Source organism: Pseudomonas sp. FFUP_PS_473 (assembly GCF_002858665.1).
GTDB lineage: Bacteria > Pseudomonadota > Gammaproteobacteria > Pseudomonadales > Pseudomonadaceae > Aquipseudomonas > Aquipseudomonas defluvii.
Genome location: NZ_PJQQ01000026.1, coordinates 13,951 through 30,276, shown reverse-complemented (window position 1 = coordinate 30,276; position 16,326 = coordinate 13,951). Strand labels below are relative to the sequence as shown.

Below are 16,326 nucleotides of genomic sequence, written 5' to 3'. Positions count from 1 at the left end.
GATGCCTGAATTGCCAGAGGTCGAAACAACACGACGCGGGATCGCACCCTATCTGGAAGGTCAGCGGGTCAAACGGGTGATCGTGCGTGACCGGCGCCTGCGCTGGCCGATCCCCGAAGACCTTGATGTTCGCCTCTCCGGCCAGCGTATCGTCAGCGTCGAACGGCGGGCCAAGTACCTGCTGATCAACGCCGAAGTCGGTACATTGATCAGTCACCTGGGCATGTCCGGCAACCTGCGGCTGGTAGAAATCGGCCTTCCAGCGCTCAAGCACGAGCACGTGGACATCGAGCTGGAGTCTGGGCTGGCACTGCGTTACACCGACCCCCGGCGCTTTGGTGCGATGCTCTGGAGCCTCGACCCGCTGCACCATGAACTGCTGATCAAGCTGGGGCCTGAGCCGCTGACCGATCTGTTTGACGGTGAGCGCCTGTTCCAGCTATCGCGGGGACGCTCGATGGCGGTCAAGCCATTCATCATGGACAACGCGGTGGTGGTGGGCGTCGGCAATATCTATGCGACCGAGGCGTTGTTTGCCGCCGGCATTGACCCTCGACGCGAAGCGGGGAGCATTTCCCGGGCGCGCTACCTGAAACTGGCTATCGAAATAAAACGAATCCTGGCCAGTGCCATCGAACGTGGCGGTACCACCTTGCGTGACTTTATCGGTGGCGACGGCCAGCCTGGCTATTTCCAGCAGGAACTGTTCGTTTACGGGCGCGGGGAAGAACCGTGCAAGGTGTGTGGCAGCACCTTGCGAGAAGTACGCCTCGGGCAGCGCGCCAGCGTGTACTGCCCACGCTGCCAGAGCTGAGCCGCCTCAGCGCGGGCTGAATACCTCGGAGGTGCCCAGCCCGCGTGGATCGCTGGCCGCCTCCAGGGTATGCCCGGCCTTGTCCCAGAACAGCACCTGTTGATTGCCATAGGCGCGGCCCACGTCCTTGAGCGTGTAACCACGCGCCTGCAACTCGCGCTGCTGCTCGGCACTGAACGCCCCCGGCTCGTGTTCGACCACGTCCGGCAGGTACTGGTGGTGGTAGCGCGGTACCGCTGGCCACGTGGCCACGGGGCGGCCATCAAGAAACGCCATGACCGATAACAGCACCATGCTCGGAATGCGGCTACCGCCAGGCGTACCAAAGGCGGCGAACTGGCTGGGGCTCTCGATAAACGTGGGGCTCATGCTCGACAGCGGGCGCTTGCCAGCGGCTACCGCATTGGCCTGGCTGCCGGCCAGCCCGTAGCTGTTGCTGCCGTTGGGGTCTGCTGCAAAGTCGTCCATTTCATTGTTCAGCACCACACCCGTACCTGGGGCACTGTAAGCGGCACCAAACGGCAGGTTGACCGACAAGGTAGCCGCTACCGCATTGCCTTCGGCGTCGATCACCGCGAAATGAGTGGTGTGGTCGCCTTCGCGCCAGGCCGGCGCTGGCGGCAAATCGGCACTGGGGGTCGCCTTGTAGGTATCAATGCCATCGGCCAACCCCTGCAGGTAACCGCGCGAAAGCAACTGGGGGATCGGGCTACTGACGTAATCTGGATCGCCCAGCAGGCCACGGTCTCGGTAGGCGCGGCGCAGCACTTCAAGCACGTAATGACTGCGCTGTACGCTGTCGGCGCTCTGCCAGGGCAGGCGCTGAAGCATGGCCAGGCTCTGTGCCAGGGCCACACCACCGGCAGACGGCGGTGGTGCGCTGATCAGCTCGCGGTGCTCGGCCAGCGGGTAGCGCAACGGTTCACGGTGAACGACGCGGTAGTCGTTCAGGTCGTCCTGGCGCCAGATACCGCCTGCACCCTGCACGCCACTGAGCAGTGCCTTGGCCGTGGCGCCGGCATAGAAGCCGTCATGACCCTGCTCGGCCAAGCGTGTCAGGGTGACGGCCAGTTCAGGCTGGCGGATGAACGTACCCAACGCCGGGACGTCACCGTCTTTCAAGAACAAGCGCGCACTTTCCGGGTCGTCACGCAGGGCAGCCAGGCGCATCTGGGCACGGTCGCGGTAAACCCGGTCGACAGCAAAACCCTGATTGGCCAGGCGAATGGCCGGCGCCAGCGAGCGGGTTAGCGGCAGCCTGCCGTAGTTGGCAGCGAGGTCGGCCAGCGCGGCAGGCAGGCCTGGAATAGCGGCAGCCAGCGGCCCATTGATCGACAGGCCCGGTTGAACCTTGCCGTCCTTGAGGTACAGGGTCGCGGTGGCCTTGCCCGGCGCACGCTCGCGGGCATCGATGAACTGATAGCGGGCCGGTGAGCCGGGTTGGCGCAGCAGGAAGAACCCACCGCCACCCAGCCCAGAACCATAAGGCTCAACCACCGCCAGGGCGGCACTCACGGCAATTGCCGCATCGAACGCGTTACCGCCTTGCTCCAGCATTTCCCGGGCGGCTGCCGTGGCTTCCGGGTGCGGGCTGGCAATCGCCGCACGCCCCGGGCCGTCGGCCAAGGCCTGCGTGGCACACAGCGCCAGCGCGGCGCCAAGCAACAGTGAGCGAAGCGCGGCGCTACCGGGCATCAGGCCTTGCCGGTGATCTTGCGGTACTTGATCATCAGTTCTTCATGGGTTTCCGGGTGGGCTTCATCCAGCGGGATGCAGTCAACCGGGCAAACCTGTTGGCATTGCGGTTCGTCGTAGTGACCGACGCACTGGGTGCACAGGTTCGGGTCGATCACGTAGATCTCTTCGCCCTGGGAAATAGCGGCGTTCGGGCACTCGGGTTCGCAGACGTCGCAGTTGATGCAGTCGTCGGTGATGATCAGGGACATGGGGACTCCGGCCTGGGCATCTGGCCCTGGCATGTGAAAACCAATGGCGTAATTGTGCCGCATTAGCGCCCGCGATGCACGCGGGCGCTCGGTTCAGGCCGGAAGAATCACTTCTTGAAGCGTTGGGTCAGGGCGTCGGCCACCGCTGGATGAACGAACTTGCTGATGTCTCCACCCAAGGCTGCGATTTCACGCACCAAGGTGGAGGAGATAAACGAATAGCGTTCGGAGGGCGTCAGGAACAGGCTCTCGACATCCGGGGCCAATTGGCGGTTCATGTTCGCCAGCTGGAACTCGTACTCGAAGTCGGACACTGCGCGCAAACCTCGCAGGAAGACATTGGCTTGCTGCTCCTTGGCAAAATGCGCCAGCAGCGTGGAGAAGCCGATGACTTCGACATTGGGCAGATGACGGGTGACCTCGCGCGCCAACTCGACCCGTTGTTCCAGTGGGAACAGCGGGTTCTTCTTGGGACTGGCGGCAACCGCGATAATCACGTGGTCGAACAGGCGCGAGGCGCGTTCGACCAGATCGCCATGGCCCTTGGTAATAGGGTCGAATGTCCCTGGGTACAACACTCGGTTCATCGCGTCGTCCTGGCAGGAGTGCGTTGGGGAGTCGGATGGTAGCGCAGCCTCTGCAGTCGGCCAAGTCGCATGCACAGGCTGATGGCACTATAGACAGCATGAATAAGGCTTGTCACCCGCCTTTCGACAGGCGCTTGGCCAAGGCATCACTGAGCCTGGCGCTCAGGCCATACACCGATAACTGTGGGTTGGCGCCAATGCTGGTAGGGAACAACGAGCCGTCGTGAATCGACAGATTGGCCAACTGATGATGCTGGCCAAGGCTATTGCACACCGCCTGGCGCGGGTCTTCACCCATGGCGCAGCCACCCATGACATGGGCGCTGCCCAAGCGGACAAGAAAGCGTTCGAGGTTCAGGCCGTCGATCATCAGCCGGGCTTCGGCCAGGCTTTTCACGTAATGCGCGTCACTGTGCAGCGGCAGCACCGCCTCGGCCCCAGCGGCGAACTGGATCTCGGCCATGCTGTGGAAGGCGCGACGCAGGCCATCCCAGGTGTAATCGGATATCGAATAGTCGAGCACGGGTGAACCATCATCACGCAGCGACACCTCGCCACCGACACTCTGTGGATGGAAGCCGTCACGCATGAGTGCCAGCATGACATGGGTGTTCGGCAGTTGCGCCATGCGCAGGGCATTCTCGCGACCAAAGTGACCTAGCAGGGTACTGGCCAGCGCCGGGTGCAGGGGCGGCACCTCCAGCTTGTAGGCCATTGGCCCGGTAACGCCGTCACGCCATTGAAAATGGTCGGAGTAGATCGACTGAGGGGCGCCGTAAAACGGGTTCACTGTGTCCTTGAACTGCGCGGCGCTGAAATTGACCAGGTGCAAGAAGGTGCGTTTGCCAAGACGTTGATGTGGGTCTGGCGCATCGGAGCGCAACAACAAGGCCGGGCTGTTGATACCGCCACCGGCCAGCACATAGTGCTGCGCCTTGATGGTGATGCGCCGGCCCGTGGGCGAAACGCAGCGGCTGTCCATGGCCACACACTCCAACTGTGCGATACGTTCGCCGTTATGCACCAGCCGCTCGGCACGGGCCAGGTACAGCAGCTCGCCGCCGCGCTCCAGCGTCGCCGGAATACTGGTGACCAGCATCGACTGCTTGGCGTTGACCGGGCACCCCATACCGCAATAGCCCAGGTTCCAGCAGCCACGCACATTGCGAGGAATGACCTTCCAGGCGTAACCCAACTGCTCACAGCCGCGGCGCAGCACCTCATTGTTGGCATTCGGCGGCATGGCCCAGGGCTCAATGCCAAGGCGCTTTTCCATGCGTTCGAACCATGGCGCCAGTGCTTCGGCACTGTGGCCTTTGACCCCGTGCTCGGTGGCCCAGTGGTCCAGGGTTTGCGCCGGCGTGCGAAAACTTGAGGTCCAGTTGATCAGCGTCGTGCCACCGACCGCCCGGCCTTGCAGGATGGTAATGGCGCCGTCCTTGCTCATGCGGCCGATGCCCTCCTGATAGAGGTTGGCATAGGCCTGGTCTTCGAGCAGGTGAAAGTCGCTACTGGTCTTCAACGGCCCCTCTTCGATCAGCAGCACCTTGAGCCCGGCGGCGCTGAGCAACTCGGCAGTGGTAGCGCCGCCGGCACCGCTGCCGATGATGGCCACATCGGCTTCCAGCGTCAGATCATGGCTCAGTGTCGAACCGTCGTAGGTCTTCCAGCCGCGGGCCAGGCCTTCGCGGAACAGATCGGGTACGGGCATGTCGGTGCTCTGGATAAGGGGGTCAGATTTTCGGCGGGCCGGGGTAGCCACAGTCGGCCCACGCATCGGGCAGGCTGTACCACGCCATCTGTAACAGTTGAAGCAGCGAGCCATGCCCCATGCGTAGCAGGTTGAAGGTGCTGTGCTGCCATCGTTTCAGAAAGGCATGGATCTGCTCGCTACTCGCCTGGTCCCACGCGCCCCATACGCCGGTGAGCGGGCCTCGGGTCAGGGGCAGGCTGAGCACATCGAGTAGCTGCCGGGTCAGTTTCAGCATGGCTGGGGAGAGGTAGGCGAGCTTGTCATCCAGGCTGCGCAGCACCGCCTCCACCGTGTGCACTGCAGCCGTGCCTTCCAGAACCACGGGAATCAGCGCCCGCAGCATTGGCAGGTCGCTGTCGCGCAGTACCTGCAAGCCCTTGGCCGACGGCGCCGGTGTGCAACCACCCAGCCCAACCGTGGCAAACAGCGCGGTGGCGCCGAGCCCCAGCTTGAGCAGGCTGCGCCGGTTCAGTGTGTGCAGGTCAGGCAGGCATGTCGTCATTGTTATTGGGCCTGGAGGTGATCGCCGAATTAACGGATGAACAGTTTGTACACCAGCTTTTGCAGGGCCTTGCCATAAGGCGGGTAGATCAGCCGCGCCGCATTCAATCGCTGCTTGACCAGCACTGCCTTGGCCTTGCTGAAGGTCAGGAAACCATCATGCCCGTGGTAATGGCCCATGCCAGAAGGGCCGACGCCACCAAACGGCAGGTCATCCTGAGCAACATGCAACAGGGTGTCGTTCAGGCACACCCCACCGGAGTGCGTCTGCTCCAGCACACGCTGCTGTTCTCGGCGGTTATAGCCGAAGTAATACAGCGCCAGCGGGCGAGGCCGCTGATTGACGTAGGCCAGGGCATCGTCAAGCTGGCGATAGGGCACAACGGGCAACAGCGGGCCGAAGATTTCGTCCTGCATGACCCGCATGTCGTCGTTGACCTGCAGCAGCACGTGAGGTGCCAACTGCCGGCCCTCGCTGTGCTCGCCGGGGTACAGGTCAAGCACCTGCGCGCCCTTGTCGCGCGCATCGCTGAGGTAGTCGTTGAGCCTGGCCAACTGGCGCGGGTTGATGATGGCGCTGTAGTCCGGGTTACCTGCGATCTGTGGATAGAACCGCTGTACCGCCTTGCGGTAGGCGTCGACAAACCCGGCCAAGCGCTGTTCAGGCACCAGTACATAGTCCGGGGCAACACAGGTTTGCCCGGCATTCAGGGTTTTGCCAAAAGCAATCCGTTCGGCTGCAGCCTCCAGTGGTACATCCGCCGAGACGATCGCCGGGGATTTACCCCCAAGTTCCAGCGTCACGGGGGTCAGGTTCTGTGCGGCGGCCTGCATGACCTTGCGCCCGATGGAGGTCGCGCCCGTGAACAGCAGGTGGTCGAACGGTAAGTGTGAGAACGCCTCGCCAACCTCGGCCTCGCCCAACACCACACTGACCAGGTCATCGGGAAAGACCTTCTGCAGCAGGCCTTTGAGCCGTTCGCCAGTGGCCGGCGTGGCTTCGCTAAGCTTGAGCATCACCCGGTTGCCGGCTGCCAGAGCACCGGTCAGCGGGCCTATGGCAAGAAACAGCGGGTAGTTCCAGGGCACGATCACCCCGACTACGCCCAATGGCTGGTACTCCACCCGCGCACGGGCAGGCTGGAACGCCAGGCCGACCGGGCGCCGAACCGCTTTCATCCAACGCTGCAGGTGTCGCTCGGCATGGCGCAGGCCCTGAACACTGGGCATCAGTTCGGCCAGCAGGGTTTCATCGGCACTGCGCGTGGAAAAATCGCAGCCAATCGCCTCGACCAGTTCGTCCTGATGCTCCAACAGCGCCAGGCGCAGGTGCTTCAACCACTGCCGACGCTGGGCCGCAGGCGGCATCGGGTTACCGGCAAAGGCCTGTCGTTGAGCGGCAAAGGTCGCGTTCATTGCATCAAGTGCAGTGGCTAGCGGTAGCGTACTGGCAGTGTCGACGGTCATGCAGTGCTCCACGACAGGGGCAATATGAATAGAGCTAATGCTCTAATATTGCACTGTTGTACCAATTTTAAAAGCCTCTGGCCGGGTACATCCTGCGGTCGATAAACCGTAAGATGGGCCTAATCATTCAAGCTCATGTTTTGGGAGCTGACCCATGGCCCCACGAATCAATACCCGCGAACGCATCGTGCAGAACAGCCTGGAGCTGTTCAACCAGCAAGGCGAGCGCAGTGTGAGTACCAACCACATCGCCGCTCACATGGAGATTTCGCCCGGAAACCTGTACTACCACTTTGCCAACAAGCAGGAAATCATCGCCGTATTGTTCACGCAGTACGAAGAACAGGTGGACAGCTTCCTGCGCCCGCCCGAAGGGCGGATGGCGACCGTGGAAGACAAGCGCTTCTACCTCAAGGAATTGCTGGCCGCGATGTGGAACTATCGCTTCCTGCACCGCGACCTTGAGCACCTGCTCGACAGCGATCAGGAACTGGCCTCGCGTTACCGCCGCTTTTCTCAACGCTGCCTGCTGCAGGGGCAGGCGATCTATCGCGGTTTCGTCGAAGCCGGCATCGTTGCGATGGACGCCGTACAGATCGAGTCGCTGACGCTCAACGCCTGGATCGTGCTGACCTCCTGGGTGCGGTTTCTCTGCACGACCCGCGAGCATTCCGCGCACCTGAGTGAGGAAGCGTTCAAGCGTGGCGTTTATCAGGTGCTGGTACTTGAGCTGGGCTTCGTCACCGCCCAGGCGCGCCCGGCAGTGGATGCCCTGTGTGAAGAATTCTACGTTTCGCTGAACAAGGCACTGGAGCAGTGACGCCCCCAGCCTTTGCTACTCACCCCTAGTTTGAACAATAAGGAGATGGTCATGCCCCTCGCGCAACTGATGAGCCCTGAGCAACTGGCCGAACGGCTCGAACAGCCAAAGCTGGTGGTGCTCGATTGCCGCTTTGCCCTGGACGATGTCGATTACGGTCAGCGCAGTTATGCCGGAGGGCATATCGCCGGTGCGCATTTCGCCGATCTGGAGCGCGACCTTAGCGGCCCGGTGGTCAAGGGCGTGAGTGGACGTCACCCGCTCCCCCAGCCAGGGCGGTTGATTGAACGCCTGCAAAGCTGGGGCGTGGATAACGACAGTGACGTCGTGCTTTATGACGATGGCCCGGGCGCCTTTGCCGCGCGAGCCTGGTGGCTGTTGGCCTGGCTGGGCAAGCGCAGTGGCGTCTACGTGCTCGACGGCGGGCTCAAGGCCTGGCACGCCGCAGGGTTGCCGTTGAGCCTGGACCCCGCAGAAAAACGAGAAGGACATTTTTCCGGCAAACCGGATCAGGCCATGCTGGTTTCGGCGCAGCAACTGAACAAACGTCTGGGTTCACCGGAACTGACCTTGCTTGATGCCCGTGCCTTGCCGCGTTTCCGTGGCGAAGTAGAACCTATCGACCCGGTCGCAGGGCATATCCCGGGCGCCCAATGCGCAGCCTTCACCGATAACCTGGGCGCTGATGGCCGTTTCCTGCCGGCCGAGCAGTTGCGCCAACGCTTTGCTGCTGTTCTGGGCGCGCGTCAGCCAGAAAACCTGGTGGCCTATTGCGGTTCAGGCGTGACCGCCTGCCATAACCTGTTTGCCCTGTGCCTGGCCGGTTACCCGCTGGCAACGCTGTACGCCGGCTCCTGGAGCGAGTGGATTACCGACCCGCAAAACGCTGTCGCCACCGGCGATTAAGCACCGCTGGCCAACCACTGCGGAATGCGCCGCTCCAGGTAATAGCCGGGGTGGCGCAGGCTCCCGTCGATAAAACCGACATGCCCACCGTGGGCATGCAGTTCCAGAGTGGTCTGCGTCGACAGCTCGTTGTTACCCGGCAGGCTGTGGCGAAACACGAAGGGGTCATCGCTGGACTGGATGATCAGCGTTGGCGTCCGATTCTCCCCGAGAAAGTAACGGCTCGATGAACGCCGGTAATAGTCATGGGCGTCGGCAAAGCCGTTCAGCGGCGCAGTGACCTTGCCGTCAAAATCCCAGAACGTGCGCAAATGCTCCAGTGACCCCAGGCGCTCGATAGCCGACAACCCCTCCTGATGGCCGTGGCGCTGGAAATGCCGCTGCTTGTCTTTCACGTAAGCCCGCATCGCGCGCATGAAATGGGCTTGATACACCCGCGAAAAGCCCTGGCCAATTCGGTCGGCACACTGATCCAGGCGAAACGGTACCGAAACCGCCACGGCGGCTTGCAAAGGGCAGGACGTGCCGGTTTCCCCAAGGTACTTGAGCAGTATGTTGCCACCCAAGGAGTAACCGACAGCGTAGAGCGGTGCGACGGGACGTTGAACCTGCACATGAGTAATGACTTCGGCCAGGTCCTCGCTGGCGCCAGAGTGGTAGCTGCGCGGCAACAGGTTCGGCTCGCCTGAACAGCCTCGCCAGTTCACCGCAACACTGCCCCAGCCCTGCTCCGCGAGTGCCTGCTGCAAGCCGAGGATATAGGGCGATGATGAGGACCCCGTCAGGCCATGTAGCAGCAGTACCTGGGGAGCATCAATGCGGTGCGGGCCGTACCAGTCCAGGTCGAGAAAATCACCGTCCTTTAACCAAAGTCGCTCACGGCTGCGTGACGGCTGGGCGAGCTTGCGCCATAGCGGCCCCCACAAGGTTTGCAGATGGGGGTTGCCCAGCCCGGGGGCTGGGCGAAATACGGGTGTATTGAGGCTCTGGGGCAACGTCGATTCCTCTTCTGGCGTCAACTAAGTTGCCACAAACCATAATCGTTGTACCGCCACTATTCGTCGGCTTGTGTAATCAACAATAGCTCGGGCAACGGCTCCTGAGGCACCTCGGGACCAACACTGATGAACACCGACTTCTTAAGGTCTAAGTTGCGATTTACGGCAAGCCTGACAGCCTCTGGCGTCAAGGCGAAAGCCTCTTCCTGTTGCCGCTGAATGTAATCAAGCGGCCTACCGTTGAAGCCTATGGCAGAAATTTTCCGCACCGCGAGGGCGTTGACCGAAATTGAGTTGAGCGCTTCGCTACGAAATAGCTGTCTGGCCAGGTCCAGCTCTTCCTGGGTGGGGCCGTTACGCAGGAATGTCTCCAGCATCTCACTGACCAACGCTTGAGAAGCCTCGTTGTAGCGAGGCTCTACATCCCATTTGATCTGCAACGACCCGCCAGCCTTGAACGGCATGAACGTGGCCACAACACCATAGGTCAGCCCACGTTTATGGCGCAGTTCATTCGTCAGACGTGCGTTGGGATGGTTGCCCAATAAAATACTGGCAATCTCCATGGCAACGTAATCCGGGTCGTCTAGCGTGACGCTCGGAAATGCCAGCATGACATCGGTTTGTGCATTCGGGCGCTCAAAATGCAGAACCTCAGGCTCAGCTTCTGGCGTACTGGCAATCGGAGGTTGAGCCGGCCCCTCGGGCAGCGCCTGGCTAACGGTTTCGGCAATGGCCTTGGCCTCCTCCAGCGCCAGATCACCGATCAGTGAAATGACCATGTTCTGGGGGGTGTAGGTCTGGCTGTGAAACCTGTGCAAGGCTTCGCGGGTAACCGCTGCAATACCCTCTGGCGTGCCCCCTGACGGCTGGGCGTAGGGGTGGCCACGAAAGAGCTGGGCATATAACTCGTTCTTCAGGAAAAACGGCATCCAATTGTTGTCATCGTTCAACTGATTGAGCATCTCCCCTTTCAACCGCTGCAACTGAGTGGCGCCCAGTGCGGGCTTGCCAACCACCTCGGCGAACAGCTCAACCAGCGGTATACGGTGCTCGGCAGCGCTCAGGCTGCGCAGCGAAACAGAGACCGAGTCCGCTTCGTAACGGGTCGAGAACTTAGCGCCGTGCCGCTCGAACAGTTCGGCAATTTCGTCGGTGTTGTAGTCCTTGGTTCCTTCGTTGAGCATGCTCACGGTAAGCGCTGATAACCCGGGCGTGTCGCCATCCCGGACGCCACCGGCATCAATCTTCAGCACCAGATCAAACATGGGCAGGCCAGGCGAATGCACGAATAGCACCTGAGTGCCTGCATCGGTACGCCAGGTCTGAATGTCCTGCTTTATCTCGGGGTGGCTGAGCAGATCAATCTCATGAGGCGAGGTAAGCCCACCGAACAGTTCGTCCGTTGCTGTTGCGGCGGTAGAGCTCATCAGGGTGAAGAGCGCAACGCTTAATACGCCATGACGCATACGTGCCTTGAGGTTATTCATGGTCGGCCTCCTTGGCCTGCAGATGGGCAATGGTCAAACGCTCACGCGTCAACAGGCTTTGGGCGGCGTGCTGAACATCCTCGGCGGTGACAGCTTGCAGTGCCTGGATTTCGTCGTTGAGGTAGGTCAGCGGTAAACCGCTGCCGACGAACTCGCCGATGGCGTCGGCCTGTGCACCCAATTCGTCGCGGACATACACCTGCGAAGCGATCAAACGCGCTTTGGCACGTGCCAGTTCGGCTGCTGTAGGTGGCGTGGACTTGAGTGCTTCGAGCATTTCCCAGATCCGCATTTCGACGTCAGCCAATGCGGGCTGGGTGGTCGGGTTTGGGAACGCATCCAGCGTCAGCAGTGTGTCGCCGCGCCGGTAGGGCTCGTAGGAAGACTGTACATAGGACAGCATTTTTTCATGACGGATCAGTTGGGCGTTCATGCGTGAACTGAAGCCTTCCGTGAGTATCTGAGGAATCAGGCGCAATGCCAGGGGCAGATGAGGCGCTTCAGCCGTTGCAGCACTGGGGACGTTAAAGGCCAGTATCAGGCCAGGCTCCAACTGGGGCAGGCGCAGGTCCAGGCGACGCTCGCCCACGCTACCCTGCTCGCGAGGCACTTTCTTCACCGGAGTGTCTCGGCGCGCAATGGCGCCGAAATAGCGCTCAACCAAGGGTTTAAGCGTTTCAAGGTTTACGTCACCCACCACCACAAGGGTGGCGTTGTTGGGGACATACCAGTCGCGATACCACTGCCGCAGCTCCTCGACGCGCATCTGTTCAAGGTCGTTTGCCCAACCAATTGTCGGCGTCCGGTAGCTGCTCTGTGCATAGGCGTGGGCCTGGACCCGTTCCTGAGCCAACATGATCGGCGCGTTGTCCACGCGGCGGCGGCGCTCAGCCTTTACTACCTCGATCTCACGCGCATATTCCGTTGCGCCCAAACGCGCAGTTTCCATCGCGTCAGCGGCTGCCTCCAGGGCGATTGCAAGCCGGTCGCTGGGCAAGGTCTGGTGAAAAACCGTGGCGTCATGTGTAGTGAAGGCGTTTTCCGTGGCCCCGATGCGGCCGAATATCTTTGCAATCTGGCCGGGGCCGATTTTGCTGCTGCCCTCGAACATCAAGTGTTCCAGTGCATGGGACAATCCCGATTGGCCGGGGTATTCGTAGCTGGAGCCGACGTGGTACCACAGCTGCGATTCAACGAGAGGGGCACGGCGATCTTCTCGCAAAATAACCTGCAGGCCATTGTCGAGGGTGAAGTGCTGCAAGGGGGCGGGTTCACTGGCCGTTGCCAATAGCGGCAGGCCGGGGGCAAGACAGGCGAGCGCCCATCGCAAGGTTTTTTTGATCATGGGAAGTACTCCATAAAGTGGCATCAATTGCCGGAGTAGCTTCTGTGTTCTGCCAAAGGGGATGGGTGTAGATAGTTATTGAGGTGTCAGGCCCGCCGAGCGGCGGGCCTGATGTGCGATCAGCTGCGCTGCCACAACGCGTAGTGCACCTGGCCGGCCTTTTTCTCCCGGTGCAACCGCCAGTTGCCGGGCATGTGCAGGCTCGACGGCGCGGTCTCACTCTCGGTGTAGATCCACGCGCGTGGCGCCAGCCATTGGCGCTCTTCAAGCAGGCTGCAGGTCGTGCTCAGCAGGTCCTGGTGAAACGGCGGATCGAGAAACACCACATCAAAGGGAGCACCTGGCTCGCCCTGCAGGTAACGCTGGGCGTCACTCTGGATCACCTGGCCAAGCGAGCAACGCAGGAGTTCCAGGTTCTGCTTGAGGCTGGCAATCGCAGCCGGATTGTTGTCCAGCGCTACCGCAGAGGCGGCACCGCGCGACAACGCCTCAAGGTACAACGCCCCGCTGCCACTGAAAGCATCCAGCACACGCGCGCCTTCGATGTAGGCAGCCAGCCAGTTGAACAGGGTTTCTCGCACCCGGTCCGGGGTCGGGCGCAAGCCTGGGCCGTCGGGGAAATTCAGACGACGGCTACGCCATTCGCCGCCAATGATGCGCAGTTGGCCCTGGCCATTGTGGGCACGGGCCGGTTTTGCGGATGGACTGGCCATTAATGCTCCGGAACACCGAGCGGTTGCTCGGCGGGTTTGTTTGTAGGGGGTGGCAACGGCTTTTGCGGCACACTCGGCCCCGCCGTAACGATGACCATCTTGTCAGCCACCAGGTGCTTGTTCAGCGCCGCCTTGACCTGCTCGGTGGTCAGGCTCTGGGACTGCTGCATGTAGTCTTCCAGGTAGGTCAGCGGCAGGTTGTAGAAGCCGATAGCGCCCAGTTGGCCAACGATACTGGCGTTGCTGGCATTGGACAGCGGGAAGCTGCCGGCCAACTCACGCTTGGCGTCGTCCAGCTCTTGCTGGGTAGGGCCGGTTTTCAGGTAGTCACGCAGAATGTCCTGAACCAGTTTCAGGGTGCCCTCGCTGAGTTCGGCGCGGGTCTGCAGGTTGATCAGGAACGGCCCACGTGCCTGCATCGGCGTGAACCCGGAGTACACCCCGTAGGTCAGGCCGCGTTTTTCCCGTACTTCGCTCATCAGCCGCGTGCCGAATGTACCGCCACCCAGGATCTGGTTACCCAGCATCAGCGCGGCATAATCCGGATCGTTGCGGTCGATGCCCAATTGGGCGAGCAGCAGGTGGGTCTGCTTGGACGGGAAGTCGATATGGCTGGCGCCCGGCGTGGGCTCGCTCGGCTCGGCGACTTTGGCCAGTGCCGGGCCTTTAGGCAGCGCGGCAGATACCTGGGCAGCGATCTTTTCGGCGTCTTCGCGGCTCAGGTCACCCACCAGTGCGATCACGACGTTACCTGCGGCGTAGGCCTTGGCATGGAAAGCACGCAGTTGTTCGACGGTAATCGGGGTAATGCTCTTGGCATTGCCATCGCTCGGGTGAGCGTAGGGGTGGCTGCCATAGAGGCGTTCGAACAGTTGCTGGCTCGCCAGTTTGCCGGGGTTCTGTTTCTGGTACTCGAAACCCGCCAGCAACTGGTTCTTGATTCGCGCCAGTGCATCGCTCGGGAACGTCGGCTTGCCGACCACCTCAGCGAACAGTTTGAGCGCAGGCTCACGCTTGCTCGTGCTGCTCAGGCTACGCAAAGTGGCAACAGCCATGTCGCGGTAGGCGCCGTTACCGAAATCGGCCCCCAAGCCTTCGAAACCTTCGGCAATGGCACTGACGTCCTTGCCGGCAACGCCTTCATTGAGCATGGCATTGGTCAGGGTCGCCAAGCCAGGGGCATCGCCATCCTGGCTACTGCCTGCAGCGAAAGTCAGGCGCAGGTCGAACATCGGCAGCTCGCGGGCTTCGACGAACAGCACCTTGGCGCCCTCAGCGGTGTTCCAGGTCTGGATATCCAGTTGGCGGCGACTCGGCGCCTTGTCGTCGAGCTCAGCCAGCGACTGCAAGGTATTGCTTGGCTTTGCCGCCGGTTGTTCTGCGACTGCAGCGTTATCGGACTGGGCAGGGCGGGCCAGGAAGAATGCCAGCAGTGCCACCGCCAGCAGGATACCCAGGCCCATCAGGGTGTAACGGGGAGTCGTGCGCTCACTCATGAGCCTTTTCCTCGGGCAATACGTGGGCGATGCTCAGGCGCTCGCGGGTGAAGTAGGTGCTCGCGGCCTTCTGGATGTCAGCCGGGGTCACGTTTTTCAGCTCGTCCAGTTCGTTGTCGATCAACTTCCAGGACAGGCCAACCGTCTCCAACTGGCCAATGGTGGTGGCCTGGCTGCTGATAGAGTCGCGGTTGTAGACCAACCCAGCGATCACTTGGGCTCGAACACGCTCAAGCTCTTCAGCCGACGGCGGCGTGGTCTTCAGCTCTTCGAGCAGCTTCCAGATACCGGCCTCGACGTCGGCCAGGGTCTTGTTCTTCTGGGTATTGGGCGTGGCCGAAATCACGAACAGGCTGTCACCACGGGCAAAGGCGTCGTAGTTGGTAGACGCCCCGGAAACCAGTTCCTGCTCACGCTCGAGGCGGGTAGACAGGCGGGCGCTGTAGCCCCCATCAAGCAGGGCCGAGATCAGGCGCAGGGCGTGTACGGTACGCGGGTCCTTGGCGGTTGCCAGGCTCGGTACGTTGAAGCCGTAGATCAGGCTCGGCAACTGGGTGCGCACATGCAGCGTCAGCTGGCGCAGGCCAGGCTCGGCCAGTTCCAGCGGAAGCTTGGCCGAGGGCACCGGACGCTTGGGAATACCACCAAAAAAGCGCTGGGCGAGGGTTTTGACCTCGTCCGGGGTGACGTCGCCGACCACGACCAAGGTGGCGTTGTTCGGCACATACCAGGACTGATACCAATGGCGCAGGTCTTCGACGGTCATGCGCTCAAGGTCGGCCATCCAGCCGATGGTCGGTGTGTGGTAGCCACTGGCCGGGTAAGCCATCGCGTTAAACCGCTCGTACGCCTTGGCAGTCGGCTGATCGTCGGTGCGCAGGCGGCGCTCTTCCTTGATGACTTCGATTTCACGGCTGAATTCGTCGGCAGGCAGGCGCAGGCTGGCCATGCGGTCGGCTTCCAGCTCAAAGGCCACCGGCAAACGGTCGCGGGCCAGCACCTGGTAATAGGCGGTGTAGTCATCGCTGGTGAAGGCGTTTTCTTCGGCGCCCAGGTCACGCAGGATGCGAGAAGCTTCGCCAGGGCCAAGTTTCTCGCTGCCCTTGAACATCATGTGCTCCAAGGCATGGGACAAACCGGTCTGCCCCGGCGTCTCATAGCTGGAGCCCACCTTGTACCAGACCTGCGAAACCACCACGGGCGCGCGGTGGTCCTCGCGCACGACCACTTTGAGGCCGTTGTCGAGGGTGAACTCGTGAGTGGGCTGCGGATCGGCGGCAAAGGCCGCGAACGGCAGAATAACTGTGCTGAGCAGCAGGCCAGTGGCACGGCGGGCTAGAGCATTCATTCGTTGTTCAACCTGTAGGACTGCCCGCTTGGTCTTAGCGTCTGCGGGCGAGGAGGTGCTAGGATACTGATCCGGTTGCCAGACGACCATGCCTGTCGGGGTTCAAGCCCGAAGGCTTCTCGACAAAATGTGCGCATGAACA

The 16,326-nt window shown here is 61.7% G+C and carries 15 protein-coding genes; 3 read left to right on the top strand and 12 right to left on the bottom strand.

The annotated features are described in order from the left end of the window. Position 1 precedes the first annotated feature (1 nt). Positions 2-814, top strand: coding sequence for a bifunctional DNA-formamidopyrimidine glycosylase/DNA-(apurinic or apyrimidinic site) lyase (gene mutM, locus CYD26_RS17650; protein WP_102053212.1), 813 nt, complete (start codon positions 2-4; stop codon positions 812-814). Positions 815-820: 6 nt separating this feature from the next. Here the strand turns inward: mutM and ggt are convergent, their stop codons facing one another. The 6 genes from ggt to CYD26_RS17620 form a co-directional block, all read right to left on the bottom strand. Then, complete coding sequence (ggt, locus tag CYD26_RS17645; RefSeq protein WP_102053211.1) at positions 821-2,509, bottom strand: gamma-glutamyltransferase; 1,689 nt, start codon at positions 2,507-2,509, stop codon at positions 821-823. Continuing rightward, positions 2,509-2,760 carry a YfhL family 4Fe-4S dicluster ferredoxin gene (locus CYD26_RS17640; RefSeq protein WP_065758176.1) on the bottom strand — a complete coding sequence of 84 codons (252 nt, stop codon included), beginning with the start codon at positions 2,758-2,760 and terminating at the stop codon, positions 2,509-2,511. Before CYD26_RS17640 ends, ggt begins: the two co-directional genes overlap by 1 nt. Before the next feature lie 107 nt (positions 2,761-2,867). After that, positions 2,868-3,347, bottom strand: a complete 480-nt coding sequence (gene coaD, locus CYD26_RS17635; RefSeq protein ID WP_065758175.1) for a pantetheine-phosphate adenylyltransferase — start codon at positions 3,345-3,347, stop codon at positions 2,868-2,870. A 112-nt stretch (positions 3,348-3,459) separates the two neighbouring features. Beyond that, positions 3,460-5,058 (bottom strand): GMC family oxidoreductase, encoded by a 1,599-nt coding sequence (locus CYD26_RS17630; RefSeq protein WP_102053210.1) that lies wholly within the window; start codon positions 5,056-5,058, stop codon positions 3,460-3,462. A gap of 22 nt (positions 5,059-5,080) precedes the next feature. Continuing rightward, a complete protein-coding gene (locus tag CYD26_RS17625) occupies positions 5,081-5,572 on the bottom strand; it encodes a twin-arginine translocation pathway signal protein (RefSeq protein ID WP_102053225.1) in 492 nt (163 codons plus the stop codon). Positions 5,573-5,631: 59 nt separating this feature from the next. Beyond that, positions 5,632-7,068 (bottom strand): coniferyl aldehyde dehydrogenase, encoded by a 1,437-nt coding sequence (locus tag CYD26_RS17620; RefSeq protein WP_102053209.1) that lies wholly within the window; start codon positions 7,066-7,068, stop codon positions 5,632-5,634. A gap of 154 nt (positions 7,069-7,222) precedes the next feature. Here CYD26_RS17620 and CYD26_RS17615 point away from each other — a divergent pair, with 154 nt between their 5' ends. Together CYD26_RS17615 and CYD26_RS17610 are read left to right on the top strand one after the other, a co-directional pair. Further along, a complete protein-coding gene (locus tag CYD26_RS17615; protein ID WP_065758172.1) occupies positions 7,223-7,888 on the top strand; it encodes a TetR/AcrR family transcriptional regulator in 666 nt (221 codons plus the stop codon). A 51-nt stretch (positions 7,889-7,939) separates the two neighbouring features. Next, positions 7,940-8,794 (top strand): sulfurtransferase, encoded by an 855-nt coding sequence (locus tag CYD26_RS17610; RefSeq protein WP_065758171.1) that lies wholly within the window; start codon positions 7,940-7,942, stop codon positions 8,792-8,794. On the opposite strand, the gene CYD26_RS17605 is transcribed toward CYD26_RS17610, so the two are convergent. From CYD26_RS17605 to CYD26_RS17580, 6 genes are all read right to left on the bottom strand, one after another. After that, positions 8,791-9,789: a hydrolase gene (locus CYD26_RS17605; protein ID WP_065758170.1), complete on the bottom strand. Its 999-nt coding sequence runs from the start codon at positions 9,787-9,789 to the stop codon at positions 8,791-8,793. The two genes, CYD26_RS17610 and CYD26_RS17605, sit on opposite strands and share 4 nt — an antisense overlap. A 59-nt stretch (positions 9,790-9,848) precedes the next feature. Next, positions 9,849-11,282: a pitrilysin family protein gene (locus CYD26_RS17600; RefSeq protein ID WP_102053208.1), complete on the bottom strand. Its 1,434-nt coding sequence runs from the start codon at positions 11,280-11,282 to the stop codon at positions 9,849-9,851. Continuing rightward, positions 11,275-12,627, bottom strand: coding sequence for a pitrilysin family protein (locus CYD26_RS17595; RefSeq protein ID WP_102053207.1), 1,353 nt, complete (start codon positions 12,625-12,627; stop codon positions 11,275-11,277). Before CYD26_RS17595 ends, CYD26_RS17600 begins: the two co-directional genes overlap by 8 nt. Positions 12,628-12,746: 119 nt before the next feature. Then, a complete protein-coding gene (rsmD, locus tag CYD26_RS17590) occupies positions 12,747-13,340 on the bottom strand; it encodes a 16S rRNA (guanine(966)-N(2))-methyltransferase RsmD (RefSeq protein ID WP_065758167.1) in 594 nt (197 codons plus the stop codon). Further along, entirely contained in the window at positions 13,340-14,836 is a 1,497-nt protein-coding gene (locus tag CYD26_RS17585; RefSeq protein WP_102053206.1) for a pitrilysin family protein, read from the bottom strand. Before CYD26_RS17585 ends, rsmD begins: the two co-directional genes overlap by 1 nt. Then, a complete protein-coding gene (locus CYD26_RS17580; protein WP_065758165.1) occupies positions 14,829-16,184 on the bottom strand; it encodes a pitrilysin family protein in 1,356 nt (451 codons plus the stop codon). Before CYD26_RS17580 ends, CYD26_RS17585 begins: the two co-directional genes overlap by 8 nt. Positions 16,185-16,326: the final 142 nt, after the last annotated feature.

Coding starts and splice junctions, on each gene's coding strand:
- coaD (WP_065758175.1), bottom strand. CDS start 3,347: ATGAACCGAGTGTTGTACCCAGGGACATTCGACCCTATTACCAAGGGC.
- rsmD (WP_065758167.1), bottom strand. CDS start 13,340: ATGGCCAGTCCATCCGCAAAACCGGCCCGTGCCCACAATGGCCAGGGC.
- CYD26_RS17585 (WP_102053206.1), bottom strand. CDS start 14,836: ATGAGTGAGCGCACGACTCCCCGTTACACCCTGATGGGCCTGGGTATC.
- ggt (WP_102053211.1), bottom strand. CDS start 2,509: ATGCCCGGTAGCGCCGCGCTTCGCTCACTGTTGCTTGGCGCCGCGCTG.
- mutM (WP_102053212.1), top strand. CDS start 2: ATGCCTGAATTGCCAGAGGTCGAAACAACACGACGCGGGATCGCACCC.
- CYD26_RS17620 (WP_102053209.1), bottom strand. CDS start 7,068: ATGACCGTCGACACTGCCAGTACGCTACCGCTAGCCACTGCACTTGAT.
- CYD26_RS17595 (WP_102053207.1), bottom strand. CDS start 12,627: ATGATCAAAAAAACCTTGCGATGGGCGCTCGCCTGTCTTGCCCCCGGC.
- CYD26_RS17610 (WP_065758171.1), top strand. CDS start 7,940: ATGCCCCTCGCGCAACTGATGAGCCCTGAGCAACTGGCCGAACGGCTC.
- CYD26_RS17640 (WP_065758176.1), bottom strand. CDS start 2,760: ATGTCCCTGATCATCACCGACGACTGCATCAACTGCGACGTCTGCGAA.
- CYD26_RS17615 (WP_065758172.1), top strand. CDS start 7,223: ATGGCCCCACGAATCAATACCCGCGAACGCATCGTGCAGAACAGCCTG.
- CYD26_RS17580 (WP_065758165.1), bottom strand. CDS start 16,184: ATGAATGCTCTAGCCCGCCGTGCCACTGGCCTGCTGCTCAGCACAGTT.
- CYD26_RS17630 (WP_102053210.1), bottom strand. CDS start 5,058: ATGCCCGTACCCGATCTGTTCCGCGAAGGCCTGGCCCGCGGCTGGAAG.
- CYD26_RS17600 (WP_102053208.1), bottom strand. CDS start 11,282: ATGAATAACCTCAAGGCACGTATGCGTCATGGCGTATTAAGCGTTGCG.